General features: G+C 74.3%; 8 protein-coding genes and 1 pseudogene. 4 read left to right on the forward strand and 5 right to left on the reverse strand.

Annotation, left to right across the window (positions count from 1 at the left end):
• Positions 1-19 precede the first annotated feature (19 nt).
• The 3 genes from OMK64_RS18845 to OMK64_RS18855 all read right to left on the reverse strand — a co-directional run bounded on the left by OMK64_RS18845 (position 20) and on the right by OMK64_RS18855 (position 7469).
• Entirely contained in the window at positions 20-3784 is a 3765-nt protein-coding gene (locus OMK64_RS18845) for a S8 family serine peptidase (RefSeq protein WP_272729895.1), read from the reverse strand.
• Between the two features lie 210 nt (positions 3785-3994).
• The gene (locus OMK64_RS18850) at positions 3995-4972 is read right to left on the reverse strand and encodes an aldose epimerase family protein (RefSeq protein WP_272729896.1); all 978 of its coding nucleotides are present in this window, start codon (positions 4970-4972) and stop codon (positions 3995-3997) included.
• Positions 4973-5000: 28 nt separating this feature from the next.
• Positions 5001-7469, reverse strand: a complete 2469-nt coding sequence (locus OMK64_RS18855) for a glycoside hydrolase family 94 protein (RefSeq protein ID WP_272729897.1) — start codon at positions 7467-7469, stop codon at positions 5001-5003.
• 263 nt (positions 7470-7732) lie between these two features.
• On the opposite strand from OMK64_RS18855, the gene dcd reads away from it, so the two are divergent.
• The 4 genes from dcd (at position 7733) to OMK64_RS18875 (ending at position 10623) form a co-directional block, all read left to right on the forward strand.
• A complete protein-coding gene (dcd, locus tag OMK64_RS18860; RefSeq protein WP_272729898.1) occupies positions 7733-8308 on the forward strand; it encodes a dCTP deaminase in 576 nt (191 codons plus the stop codon).
• Positions 8309-8312: 4 nt separating this feature from the next.
• Complete coding sequence (locus tag OMK64_RS18865; protein WP_272729899.1) at positions 8313-9455, forward strand: hypothetical protein; 1143 nt, start codon at positions 8313-8315, stop codon at positions 9453-9455.
• A complete protein-coding gene (locus tag OMK64_RS18870; RefSeq protein WP_272729900.1) occupies positions 9452-10012 on the forward strand; it encodes an NUDIX domain-containing protein in 561 nt (186 codons plus the stop codon). Before OMK64_RS18865 ends, OMK64_RS18870 begins: the two co-directional genes overlap by 4 nt.
• 143 nt (positions 10013-10155) lie before the next feature.
• Complete coding sequence (locus OMK64_RS18875) at positions 10156-10623, forward strand: hypothetical protein (RefSeq protein WP_272729901.1); 468 nt, start codon at positions 10156-10158, stop codon at positions 10621-10623.
• 4 nt (positions 10624-10627) lie between these two features.
• Here the strand turns inward: OMK64_RS18875 and OMK64_RS18880 are convergent, their stop codons facing one another.
• Positions 10628-12835 carry an ABC transporter transmembrane domain-containing protein gene (locus OMK64_RS18880; protein WP_272729902.1) on the reverse strand — a complete coding sequence of 736 codons (2208 nt, stop codon included), beginning with the start codon at positions 12833-12835 and terminating at the stop codon, positions 10628-10630.
• Positions 12836-12900: 65 nt separating this feature from the next.
• Positions 12901-12996: pseudogene (locus OMK64_RS21255) on the reverse strand (GH36-type glycosyl hydrolase domain-containing protein); the annotation flags it as partial.
• Positions 12997-12999: the final 3 nt, after the last annotated feature.

Below are 12999 nucleotides of genomic sequence, written 5' to 3' on the forward strand. Positions count from 1 at the left end.
GACACCGGGTTCGTCCCCGTCACCCCCACCCGCCTGGCCGACACCCGCACCGGATCCGGCCTACCCGCACGTGGGTGGGGGCGCTGGCCTGGGTGCCGGTGACGTTGAGCACGACGGCCAGGGCGTCGGTGGGCACGCCGTTGCCGGTGATCTTCAGGTCGACCCAGCGGCCGGCGGTCAGGGGGCCTTGGAAGCCGCCGACGGCGTTGCGGGTGTCCAGGACGCGTCGTGGGGGCAGCGGGTTGTAGGCGCCGGCGCCGCCGGTGGAGTAGTAGCCGGCGAGGTCGGCGATCAGGTCGGCGGGGGAGGCGTCGGTCTGCAGGGCGACGCGCCGGTCGGGGCCCAGGGCCACGGTGACCAGGTTCGGCTTGTCCGAGCCGGGCACGTAGTTGACGTTGGAGACCTGCGGGGCGGTCGTGGCCGTGGCGGGGAACGCGCGCACGTTGCCCGGGCCGGTCGAGCGGGTCGCGGTCAGGTTCAGCACGACCGCGGTCGCGCTGGTCGGCAGGTGCTCGGACAGGTCGAGCACGAGCCGGGCACCGGTCGGCTGCCGGGTCCCGCCCAGCCCGGTGCGGGTGTCCAGGACCCGCTCGGGCGGCACCGGGGTGTACCGCTCACCCCCCGCACCGACCGTGAACGGCACCCGCACCGGCGCCGGCAGCACCGCCCCCGACGCGTCCGCGATGCCGGCGACGTGCGCGACGTAGTGCCGGCCGCGCACCAGGTCCACGGTCGGCACGAGCGCGACCGTCCGGGTCGTCGCGTCCCACGAGGCCTTCGACGGGACGACCTGGCCTGTCACCGCGTCGAGCAGGCGCACCCGCTGGGTCGTGAGCGTGGACGTCGGGACGTCACGCCAGAGCTGCACGCGGACCGTCGGGCGCACGTCGGCGCCCGCGGAGTGCGGCGCGGGGCTCAGCGACCGCACCCAGGCGCGCTCGGTCGCCGGCACGTCGGGGGACGCCTGTCGCAGCGCCGTGACACCCCGGCGGGCGATGACGGCGTCGAGCCGGCCGTCGCCGTCGAGCTGCGCGAACGCGATCGACCCCGGCTCGCTCGTCAGCACCTGCTCGGTCGTCGCGAACGTCGGCGCGCCGAGCGTGCCGTCGGGCTGCTGACGGACCAGCGTCGCGAAGCCCGAGGAGGTGGCGTTCATGAGGATGTCCGTGCGGCCGTCCTGGTCGACGTCGCCGAGCGCCAGGTCCCCGTTCGAGAGCCCGCCCTTCGACGTGACGGTCGGCGCCAGACCCCCGGACGGGAGCTGCGCGTCGACGTACAGCCACCCCCACCCGTTGGTGCGGACGACGTCCGCGCGGCCGTCCCCGGTCACGTCCCCGACCGCGGCGAACGCGACCGAGCCCTCCAGCGCGGGCAGCGGCGTCACGGCCCCCAGGGACCCGTCCGGCTGCTGCGCGGCCATCCAGCGGGCGGTCACGACGTCGGGGCGCCCGTCGCCCGTGACGTCCCCCAGGGACACGTCCCCGCCGATCTGGGCGACGTGCCCGGCGTCGGTCAGGTTCCCGTCCCCGTCGTTCAGCAGGACGTGCGTCGCCTCGCCGATCGCGACGACGTCCACGTCGCCGTCCCGGTCCCAGTCGACCGTCGCGAGGGACGTGGCGGTGGCCGGCCAGCTGGGGCGCACGACGAGCTGCGTCGCGGGCCGCATCGTGAACGCCGCGCCGTTCCGGTCGAGCACGCGGACGCCGTAGTTGGTGCCGACCACGATCTCGAGCTCCGGGTCCCCGTCCAGCTCGGCGGTCGCCAGTGCCTGGCCCCACGCCTGGTCGGTCCCGAGCTGCACGTCGATCGGCGTCGCGAGCGTGCCGTCGCCGCGCCCCGGGTAGACGTAGAGGTCACCGCCCATCTCGGCGGACACGACATCGGTGTGCGCGTCGCCCGTGAGCTCGCCCACGGCCAGCGACACGTTCCACCAGCGGCTCTCGTCCGCGGGCGGCGTCGAGGTGGCGTCGAAGAACGGCCGGTCCGTCACCACGGACGCCGCGACCGAGTACGCCTGCTGGGCGGGCGCGGAGCCGTTCGCGTTGCGGACCCCCACGAGCACGGGCCCCGCTTCGGCGACCCCCACGACCAGACCGTCCTCCACCTGGTCGACGCCCCGCGCGTCGGCGCGGCCGAGCACGCCGCCACGCACGTCCTGGATCTCGAGCGCGAGGTCGAGCGTCGGGCCGACGCCCCGCCACCCGGGCGACAGCGGGGTCGCGGTGAACCGCCACCAGCCCGCCGCCGGGACACGGACCTGGTACCAGTCGACGTCGCCCTCGGGCGCGAGGGTCCCCGTGACGCCCGTGCCGGCCGCGACGGTCGGCGTGCCCGGCGCGTCGTTCTGCGGGTCGCCCGGCGCGCGGTCGAGGGGCGCGGCCGTCGCCGCGCGCGCGGTGTCGCCCGCGGTCACGGCCGCCGCGGCGTCGACGATGCCCGCGCCGTAGTAGGCGTCCCGGCCGCGCTGGCCCGCGTCCCGCGCGGTCGTCACGAGGCGCTGCTCGACCTGGGCGGGCGTGAGCGTCGGGGTGTGCGCGGCGAGCAGCGCCGCGACACCGCTGACCATCGGCGCGGCGAACGACGTGCCGCTCCCGTACACGTAGTCACCGCCCGTGCCGGGCCCGGCGACCATCTCGCCGGGCGCCGTGACCGTCACCGTGTCGCCCCAGCTCGACCAGCCGGCGAGCGCGCCCCAGCGGTCGACCGCGCCGACCGACAGCAGCCCGTCGATCGTCGGCGCGTAGGCGGCGGGGTACTGCGCGACCTCGGTGCCCTCGTTGCCCGACGCGGCGACCACGACCACGCCCGCGTCCACCGCCGCGTTGATCGCCGACGCCAGCACGGGCGACGTCTCCGGGCCACCGAGCGACAGGTTCACGACGTCCGCGCCGTGCGCCACCGCCCACGCGATGCCCTCCGCGACGACCGAGTCGGTGCCGAAGCCGTCGGCGTCCAGGACCCGGACCGGCAGGATCGTGGCGTCCGGCGCCGCGCCCGCGAGGCCGACCCCGTTGTCCGCACGGGCCGCGACGATGCCCGCGACGAGCGTGCCGTGGCCGGCGGGGTCCGACGGGTCGTCGTCGTCGTCCACGAGGTCGACGCCCGGGAGGACCGAACCCTGGAGGTCCTCATGGGTCGCGTCGACGCCCGAGTCGAGCACCGCGACGACGACGCCGTCGCCGCGCGCGACGTCCCACGCCCGCGGCAGGCGGGCGAGCTGCACGTACGGCTCCGCCCACGGGAGCCACTCGTCGTCCGGCCACCAGGACGCGCGGCGGACGTGGTCGAGCTGCACGTCGGCGACCCGCGGGTCCGCGGCCAGCGTCTCGACGAGCTCCCCGGCCGAGGCGTCGCCTACCGGGACCTCCACGAAGCCGGTGCCGCCGATCGTGCCCGCCGTGCTCGTCCCGGCGGCGTCGAGCGCCCGCCGCTGGTCCCCGGCGGACGTGCCCGCCTCGAAGCGCACGAGCACGTGGTCGTCGGCGGGCTCGGGCGCGGTCGGCACGTCGTCCGCGTGCGGACCCCACGGAGCGGCGCTCAGACCGGCCGGGTCGACCGCCTCGCCCTCGGGGGCCTGCGGAGCCGTGACGGGTGCGGCCCCCGGCAGGACCGTCGCCGTGCGGGCGGCACCCGGTGCGCCGAACGCGCCGGTGGGCGACGCGACCACCGCGGACGCCGCGTCCGCCGAGCCGACGCGGGCGGAGGCGGGGGTGGTCGCGGCCGCGGTGCAGGCGACGACGAGGACGCCGACGCCGACGGACGTGAGGCGGGAGAGGCGGCGCATGGTCACTCCGGTCGGCTCGGCGCCGCGCGGGCGGCGTGCGGGGGCGCCCGCCGTGGGTCGTCGTCGACCTGCGCCGGGCGCCCGAGCGTACCGTCCGGGAGGGGTGGTTCATGCGGGTTTCGGCCCAGGTCACCCGGCTGCACGCGACGTCGTGCCGGAGGTGCGCGGACGCCGGGCGCCCCTCAGGGAGGCCCGGGCGTCCGGTGGTCGTCAGCCGCGGACGGCGATCGCGAACGCGCCCGTGCGCTCCTCGCCGGGCTCGAGCACGAAGACCCCCGTGCCCGGCACGCCGGCCTCGAACAGCGCGACACCGTCGTTGACGTTCGTCGCGGGCTCGATCGCGAAGTACGCGCGGCCGCGGGGTGCGTAGAACACGAGGTGCTCGTAGACGGGGTCCGCAGTGAGCTCGACGGTGACGTCGGGGCGCTCGTACCGGATGCTGATCGGCTTGTCGGTGTCGCGCGCGTTGTAGACGTCGTCGATGAACGCACCGTCGAGCACGCGCGGCGCGAGGAAGTCGGCGCGCGCCGTGAGCGGCCCGGACGGGCCGGTCGGCATCGGGACGCCCGGGTAGCACGCGTGCGCCGGCACCTGCACGACCGGGTGGCCGAGCGGGCGCGGCGCGACGGCGCCGACCGGGGCGAGCGACCGCTGGAAGTACGGGTGGTGGCCGAAGCCCCCCGGGAACGCCTCGGAGTCGACGTTCCGCAGCGTCGTCGTCACCTCGAACGTCCCGCCGCGCACCGCGTACGTGATCGTCGACGTGAAGTGCCACGGGAAGTTGATCCCGACGTGCTCGCGCGTGTCGATCCCGATCGTGACCGATCCGGGCGTGCGGTCGAGCACGTCCCACCGCGCGTACCGGACGGCGCCGTGGATCGCGGTGCCGTCGGCGCAGTCGCGCTGCAGCCTGTGGGTGCGGCCGCGGAACGTCAGCGCGCCGTCCCGCACGCGGTTGGACCACGGGATCATCGGGAAGCTCGCGCACTTCTCGACCACCCCGCGCCCGCCGCGGCTGGTGGGACGGAGCAGGTCGCGCCAGACGCCGTCCGACGTGCGGATGCGGCCCGCACCGAGCGACGCGCCGGTGCCCGGGAGGACGTCGACCTCCCAGGCCCCGTCGGCGATCGTGACGACCCGCGGGTCGTCCGTGCGCACCTCGGTGGGCGCCGCGTCGAGCAACGTCATGTCCCTGCCCCGTCCCTCGAGCCCGTGCTCAGACCGTGACGGCGACGCGGACCGTCGCCCCCGCGGGAGCGTAGGGCACGGTGTTGCCCTCGACCGGGGCGCCGTCCACGGTGAGCGAACCACGCGCACCCGGCGCCCCGGAGTTGGTGACCGTGATCTCGTACGTCGCGCCACGGGCCACCCGCGTGACCGTGTAGGACGGGACGTCGGGGCCGATCTGCGGGTCGACGACCAGGCCGTCGTAGTCCGGCCGGACGCCCAGCAGGTACTGCGACACCGCGACGAAGTTCCACGCCGCCGTGCCGGTCAGCCAGGAGTTCTTGGCCTCACCGGCGCGCGACGCCTCCTTGCCCGCGATCATCTGCGCGTACACGTACGGCTCGAGCTTGTGCGTGTCCGAGATCTCCTCGCGGTACGCCGGGGTGATCCGCTTGTAGTAGTCGAACGCCTGCGCGCCGCGCCCCACGACCGTCTCGGCGATGATCACCCAGGGGTTGTTGTGGCAGAAGATGCCGCCGTTCTCCTTGTAGCCGGGCGGGTACGTCGAGACCTCGCCGAGCTCGATCTGGTACGTCGTGTAGGCGGGGTACTGGAGCACCAGGCCGTGCGGCGTGCCGAGCATGTCGTTGACCGCGTCGAGCGCCTGGATCGCCGGGGCGTCCGCGTCCTCCGGGCCGTCGCCGACGCCGATGCCCGCCATGACCGCGAAGCCCTGCGGCTCGATCCAGATCTTGCCCTCGGGCTTCGCGTCGGTGCCGACCGGGTTGCCGTAGTAGTCGTAGGCCCGGAGGAACCATCGGCCGTCCCAGCCGTGCTCGAGCACCGCGGCCCGGACCTCGTCGACGTACTTGCGCGCCTCGGTCGCGACGTCGGCCAGGCCGCGCCGCTCCGCGAGGTTCGCGTACTCGGCGCCGTACAGCACGAACTGCGCGGCGATGAAGACGGACTCCGCGACCCCGCCGGCCTGGTTCTCGGTCGTCTGGAACGACTCGCCGGGCGTCGTCGAGAAGCAGTTGAGGTTGAGGCAGTCGTTCCAGTCGGCGCGGCCGATGAGCGGCAGGCCGTGCGGGCCGCGGTTCTGCACCGTGAACTGGAACGAGCGCGTGAGGTGCTCGAACAGCGGGACCTCGGAGCCGGGCTCGTTGTCGAACGGCACGGGCTCGTCGAGGATGCTCCAGTCGCCGGACTCCTTGATGTACGCGGCGACGCCGGCGATGAGCCACAGCGGGTCGTCGTTGAAGCCCGAGCCGATGTCGTTGTTCCCGCGCTTCGTCAGCGGCTGGTACTGGTGGTAGGCCGAGCCGTCCGCGAACTGCGTCGACGCGATGTCGATGATCCGCTCGCGCGCACGCTCCGGGATCAGGTGGACGAAGCCCAGCAGGTCCTGGTTGGAGTCGCGGAAGCCCATGCCGCGGCCGATGCCCGTCTCGAAGAACGACGCCGAGCGCGACATGTTGAACGTGACCATGCACTGGTACTGGTTCCAGATGTTGACCATCCGGTCGAGCTTCTCGTCGGTGCTCGAGACCGAGTACGTCGACAGCAGGTTCGTCCAGTAGGCGTTGAGCGCCTCGAGCGCGGCGTCGACCTGCTCGCTCGTCGCGAACCGGCCGAGCAGCGCGTGCGCCGGGGCCTTGTTGACGACCTGGTGGGCGTCGTCGGCCCACTTCTCGTCGTCCGGGTTCTCGAGGTAGCCGAGGACGTAGACGAGCTCGCGGGACTCGCCCGGCGCCAGCTCGACGACGACCGAGTGCGAGCCGATCGGGTACCAGCCCGACGCGACCGAGTCGGCGGACTTCCCGGCGCGCGGGACCGCCGCCTCGCCGAGCGAGTTGTACGCGCCGACGAACGTGTCGCGGTCCGTGTCGAAGCCGTCCGCGCGGGTGTTCACGCCGAACACGGCGTAGTGGTCGCGGCGCTCGCGGTACTCGGTCTTGTGGTAGATCGCCGACCCGTGCGGGCCGTCCTGCTCGACCTCGACCTCGCCGATCGACAGGTTGCGCTGGTAGTTCGTCTGGTCGTCCTGCGCGTTCCACAGGCAGAACTCGACGAACGAGAACAGCGTCGCCGTCTTCGGCGCGTCGGAGGTGTTCGTGACGGTGACCTTCTGGACCTCGGCGTTCTCGCCGAGCGGGACGAAGAACAGGGTCTGCACGCGCAGGCCGTTCCGCTCGCCGGTGATCGTCGAGTAGCCCAGGCCGTGCCGCGCCTCGAAGTGGTCGAGGTCCGCCTTGACCGGCAGCCACGACGGGGTCCACACGTCGCCGCCGTCGTTGACGTACAGGTAGCGGCCGCCCGCGTCGGCGGGGATGTTGTTGTAGCGGTAGCGCGTGAGACGGCGCATCTTCGCGTCGCGGTAGAACGAGTACCCGCCCGCCTGGTGCGAGAGCAGCGAGAAGAACTGCTCCGACCCGAGGTAGTTGATCCACGGGTAGGGGGTGTGGGGCGTCGTGATGACGTACTCGCGCGCCGCGTCGTCGAAGTGGCCGAACCGCATAGGACATTCCTCAGGTGCTCGGAGACGCCCGTGCCCGCCTCACCCGTGGATCCGCGTCGGCGCGGTCCGTCGTCGGGCAGTCTGACGCGGCGTCTGATCGGTGCGAGAGCGCTCCCACGCGCCTCACGGAAGGATGATAGCCGTCACACGCGATATCGAAAACGTCGCCTCTCCGCACGTCCGTGCAGCACCTGCGGGCGACGTGCGTCCACAGCCCCGGACGCGGTGATCCGGACGGGCGTCCGGACGACTACCGTGGCCCCGTGCTGCTCTCCGACCGTGACATCAGGGCCGAGCTCGAGTCGGGCCGCGTCGGCCTCGACCCGTACGAGCCGGCGATGCTCCAGCCGTCCAGCATCGACGTGCGCCTGGACCGGTTCTTCCGGCTGTTCGACAACCACAAGTACCCGGTGATCGACCCGTCGGTGGACCAGCCGGACCTCACGCGCCTCGTCGAGGTCGAGGGAGGCGAGCCGTTCGTGCTGCACCCCGGCGAGTTCGTCCTCGGCTCGACGTACGAGCGGGTCACGCTGCCCGACGACGTCGCCGCGCGGCTCGAGGGCAAGTCGTCGCTCGGGCGGCTCGGGCTCCTCACGCACTCGACCGCCGGGTTCATCGACCCCGGCTTCTCCGGTCACGTCACGCTCGAGCTGTCGAACGTCGCGACCCTGCCCATCCTCCTGTGGCCGGGCATGAAGATCGGTCAGCTCTGCTTCTTCCGCCTGACGTCCGCCGCCGAGCAGCCCTACGGGTCCGCCGCGTACGGCTCGCGCTACCAGGGCCAGCGCGGGCCCACCGCGTCGCGGTCCTTCCAGTCGTTCCACCGGACGCAGGTCTGAGCGCATGGCGGACGCACTGCCGCGGCTGAACGTCAAGGACCCCGGGATCCGCGACCGGCACCTGCTCGGGCTGCCCGACGGGATCGCGGTCGACGAGGTCGAGGTCCTCGCGATCTCCCGGTTCGCGCAGGCGCACTGGGAGGAGTCGACGCAGGACGTGCCGCAGCAGCGCGGCTTCGTGCGTCCCGTGACCGCCGCGCTCGGCATCCGCGCGGTGTCCGCCGCGCCCGCCGTGCGCGCGCTGCGTCTGGCCCGGCTGTCCGCGCTGAGCGGCCCGTTCAGCGTGTCGCCCGAGGACGCCGTCGGGCTCGGGCTGCCCGCGTCGACGGCCGTCGTCTACGACCTCGACTGCCCGCGCGAGCGCGGCGACCGGCCGTACCCGGGCGGCGACCGCGACGGGCTCAAGCGCGCGTTCCCCGACGGGCTGCCCGTCCGTGAGGAGGAGCGCGTCGTGCAGTGGCTCGTCGCGTGCGCACGCCGGCTCGGCGGTGCCGTGCGCGTCGGCGGGTCCGGCGTCGTCCTGACTCCCGACGTCGACGGCGCGATCGACCTCACGCTGCTGACCGACCGGTGGCTCGAGCCCTCCGAGGCCCTGGGCGTCGTGCAGACCGTCGTGCCGCGCGCGCGCCTGTCCGAGCCGACCTCCCGGTGGGAGGGGCCCATGCCCGGCGTCGGGCGCGGGTCGACCAGCGGTGCGGGCGGCATCACCGAGGCCGGCGGGTCCGGCCTGCGGGCCGCGCTCGAGCAGTACGGCGTCGACGACGAGGTCGAGCGTGCCCGCCTCATGGCCGAGGCCGCCGCGTTCGACGAGCTGATGCTCGCGTCGCCGCCGCCCGCCGAGTCGTACGGCATCCTCGTCGACCTCGGCGTCGACGGGACCATCTCCGTCGAGGCCGCCGCCGAGACCGAGCTCCCGCCGCTGCTGCGCGACCTGCCGTGGACCGCCGACGGCGTCGTCGCCTACCGGGTGCACTGGGAGCCGCTGCTCGTCGAGGAGCTCGAGATGGAGAAGCCCTCGTTCCCGCACAAGGTCGCGCGCGGGCGCGCCGCGCCGCAGGTGCAGGCGGTGACGCGTGCGCTGCACGGCGTGCTGGGCGGGGAGATCGCCGACGAGGCCGACTTCCTCGTCGACCCCGCCGACCTGTGACCGAGCACGCCGGCTGGACGACGACCGGCAGCCGCGTCGTCTACGAGAACCGGTGGATCCGCGTCCGCGAGGACGACGTCGTGCGGCCCGACGGCGGGCACGGCGTCTACGGGGTCGTCGAGGTGCGGAACCACTCGGTGTTCGTGGTCGCGCTGACCGACGACGACGAGGTCGTGCTCGTGACGCAGACCCGGTACACGACCGGCTCGACGTCGGTCGAGGTCCCCGCGGGCGGCACCGACGGCGAGGACCCGCTGCTCGCCGCGCAGCGTGAGCTCGCGGAGGAGACCGGGCTGACCGCCCGCGAGTGGACCGCCGTCGGGCGGATGGACGCGCTCAACGGCATCGCCGACGCGCCCGAGCACGTCTTCCTCGCGCGCGGGCTGTCGCGGCTGGCCGACGACGACGGGCACGGGCGCGTCGAGGAAGGCATCGACACCGTGCGGACCGTGCCGTTCGGCGAGGTGCTGTCGCTCGTCGCCGACGGGACGATCCGCGACGGCGAGACGATCGCCGCCCTCGCGTTCGCGGGCATCCACCTGGGCCGCTTCCGCTGACCCGAGTCGCACCGCCGCACCGCCGCTGCGCACGCACCCATCCACGCGGCCGCCAGGCGACCGGCTCGGCGGTGCGGCGGGTGCGGACCGCGCGCGACAGCCCCCGAGATGCCGGAGCGGCGTCGGGCGCGTAGACACGGCGCATGGGTGTGGTGATCCGGTCCGCCGTCCTCGGGCTCGCCGTCGGCGGGCGCGCCTCCGCAGCGATCCGCGTCCCGGTGGGGGTGGCCACGCGCGGGCGGCACGGCCCTGGTGCCGCGGCACTGCGCGGGCTCGCGGCCGTCGCCGTGCTCGGGGAGACCGCCGGGGACAAGCTGCCGTCGGTACCGCCGCGGACCGAGTTCCCCGCGTTCACCGGACGCCTCGTCGGGGGAGCGCTCGGCGCCGCGGCGCTGTCGGTCGTCGAGCGGCGGAGCGTCGGGTCGCACGTCGTCGCGGCCCTCGTCGGCCTGGGTGCGGCGTACGTCGGCTCGTACGCCGGGACGGCGTGGCGACGGTGGGCGGCGACGGACGGCCCGGACGCGCTGCGGCCTGACTGGCGCGCCGCCGCGATCGAGGACGCGCTCGTCCAGACGGTCGCGGGCGCCCTGGTCCGCACGTCGCGCCGCTGACGGGTCAGGCGGCGTCGACCGTGTCCGCCGCGAACTGGGTGCGGTAGAGGTCCGCGTACAGGCCGCCGCGGGCGACGAGCTCGGCGTGGGTGCCGTGCTCGACGACGCGGCCGCGGTCGACGACGACGATCGAGTCGGCGCGACGGACCGTCGACAGCCGGTGCGCGATGACGAGCGACGTGCGGCCCACGAGGGCCTCGTCGAGCGCGGCCTGCACGGCGGCCTCCGACTCGGAGTCGAGGTGCGCGGTGGCCTCGTCGAGCACGACGACGTCGGGAGCCTTGAGCAGCAGCCGCGCGATCGCGAGCCGCTGCCGCTCACCGCCGGACAGCCGGTAGCCGCGGTCGCCGACGACGGTGTCGAGCCCGTCGGGCAGCCGCATCACGAGCTCCCACACGTGCGCCTGGCGCAGCGCGCGCTCGAGGTCGGCGTCGGTCGCGTCGGGTCGGGCGAACCGCAGGTTGCCCGCGATGGTGTCGTGGAAGAGGTGCGCCTCCTGGCTGACCACCCCGACCGTCGCGCGCAGCGAGTCGAGCGTGACGTCGCGCAGGTCGGCGCCCGCGATGCGGACCGCGCCGCGCGTCGGGTCGTACATGCGGGTGACGAGCTGGGAGATCGTCGTCTTGCCAGCACCCGACGGGCCGACGAGCGCCACCAGGTGGCCGGCGGGCACGGTGAACGTGACGTCCGTGAGCGTGTCCTCGGCGGCGTCGGCACGGAGCGTCGCGACGGACTCGAGCGACGCGAGCGACACCTCGTCGGCGGTGGGGTAGCGGAAGCCGACGGCGTCGAGCTCGACGCTCGCGCCGCGCACGGCGACGTCGTCGCGCAGGTCGTGCGCGTCGGGGGCGTCGGTGACGGTCGGCTCGAGGTCCAGGACCTCGAGCACGCGCTCGAAGCTGACGAGCGCGGTCATGACGTCGACCTGGACGTTCGACATCGCGGTGAGCGGCCCGTAGAGGCGGCCGAGGTACGACGCGAGCGCGACGACGACGCCGACGGTGAGCTCGCCCTGGATCGCGGCGAGGCCGCCGAGCCCGTAGACGATCGCGGTGGCGATCGCGGCGAGCGTCGTGAGCCCGACGCGGAACCACGTGCCGTAGAGCGCGCGCTTGACGCCGATGTCGCGGACGCGGGAGGCCTGCTCGGCGTAGGCGGCGGACTCCCGCTCCGGGTCGCCGAACACCTTCACCAGGTGCGCGCCCGCGACGTTGAACCGCTCCTGCATGGTCTGCGCGGCCTGCGCGTTGAGCTCGTACGACTCGTGCGTGACGGCGGCGATGCGGGGTCCGAACCAGCGGGCGGGCAGGACGAACAGCGGCAGCAGGATCAGGGACAGCAGCGTCAGCCGCCAGGACATGGACAACATCGCGGCGAGCACGAAGACGACGGTGAGCGCGTTGCTCACGACGTTCTGCAGCGTCGACGTGAACGCCTGCTGCGCGCCGAGCACGTCGCCGTTGAGCCGCTGCACGAGCGCGCCGGTGCGGGTGCGGGAGAAGAACGCGAGCGGCATGCGCTGGACGTGGTCGAAGACCGCGGTGCGCAGGTCGAGGATCAGGCCCTCGCCGATGCGGGACGAGACCCAGCGGTCGGCGACGGCGAGTCCCGCGGACAGGACCGCGAGCGCGGCGACCGCGACGGCGATGAGGACGACCAGGCGCGTGTCGCCCTGCGTGATGCCGTCGTCGATGAGGTGCTTGAACAGCAGCGGCGGCAGCGCGCCCGCACCGGCCTCGAGCGTGATGAGGACGAGGAAGACGGCGAGGGCGCGGCGGTGCGGCCGGGCGAAGGCGAGGATGCGGCGCAGGAGCGTGAGGAGCTGGACGCGCTCGTCGGGGGTGAGGCGGTCAAGGCGGCCGGCCACGCCCTCGTGGCGTCGGGCGGAGACGTCGTCGAGCAGGGCCCGGCCGGCGTCGGTGAGCTCGATGAGCGTCGCGCGCCGGTCCGTGGGGTCGGCGATCCGGCGGACGAGCCCGTCGGCCTCGGCGGCGTCGACCTTGGACGTGACGGACCGGGGTGCGACGTCGAGGGCCGACGCGACGTGCCCGAGCCGCAGCGGGCCGTCACAGTGCTGGAGCACCCGCAGCATCCGGACCTGCCCCGGTGCCTGGCTCGCAGGCCCGAGCGACGAGGTCGCGGACCGGCGGATGTCGCGCAGCAGCCGGTGCAGCAGGTCGAGCAGCTCGGCGGACTCGTCGCCGGCCGCCATCTCGGCGGCCGCACGCGCGGGAGCCGGGTCGGTGGCAGCGTCGTCGAGAAGCAGTTGAGGTTGAGGCAGTCGTTCCAGTCGGCGCGGCCGATGAGCGGCAGGCCGTGCGGGCCGCGGTTCTGCACCGTGAACTGGAACGAGCGCGTGAGGTGCTCGAACAGCGG

The sequence above is a fragment of the Cellulomonas fimi genome (assembly GCF_028527925.1).
GTDB classification, from domain to species: domain Bacteria; phylum Actinomycetota; class Actinomycetes; order Actinomycetales; family Cellulomonadaceae; genus Cellulomonas; species Cellulomonas fimi_C.

Excerpts from the sequence above, each read along its gene's own strand:
- OMK64_RS18875 (WP_272729901.1), top strand. The coding sequence starts at position 10,156 with ATGGGTGTGGTGATCCGGTCCGCCGTCCTCGGGCTCGCCGTCGGCGGG.
- OMK64_RS18845 (WP_272729895.1), bottom strand. The coding sequence starts at position 3,784 with ATGCGCCGCCTCTCCCGCCTCACGTCCGTCGGCGTCGGCGTCCTCGTC.
- OMK64_RS18865 (WP_272729899.1), top strand. The coding sequence starts at position 8,313 with ATGGCGGACGCACTGCCGCGGCTGAACGTCAAGGACCCCGGGATCCGC.
- OMK64_RS18880 (WP_272729902.1), bottom strand. The coding sequence starts at position 12,835 with ATGGCGGCCGGCGACGAGTCCGCCGAGCTGCTCGACCTGCTGCACCGG.
- OMK64_RS18855 (WP_272729897.1), bottom strand. The coding sequence starts at position 7,469 with ATGCGGTTCGGCCACTTCGACGACGCGGCGCGCGAGTACGTCATCACG.
- OMK64_RS18850 (WP_272729896.1), bottom strand. The coding sequence starts at position 4,972 with ATGACGTTGCTCGACGCGGCGCCCACCGAGGTGCGCACGGACGACCCG.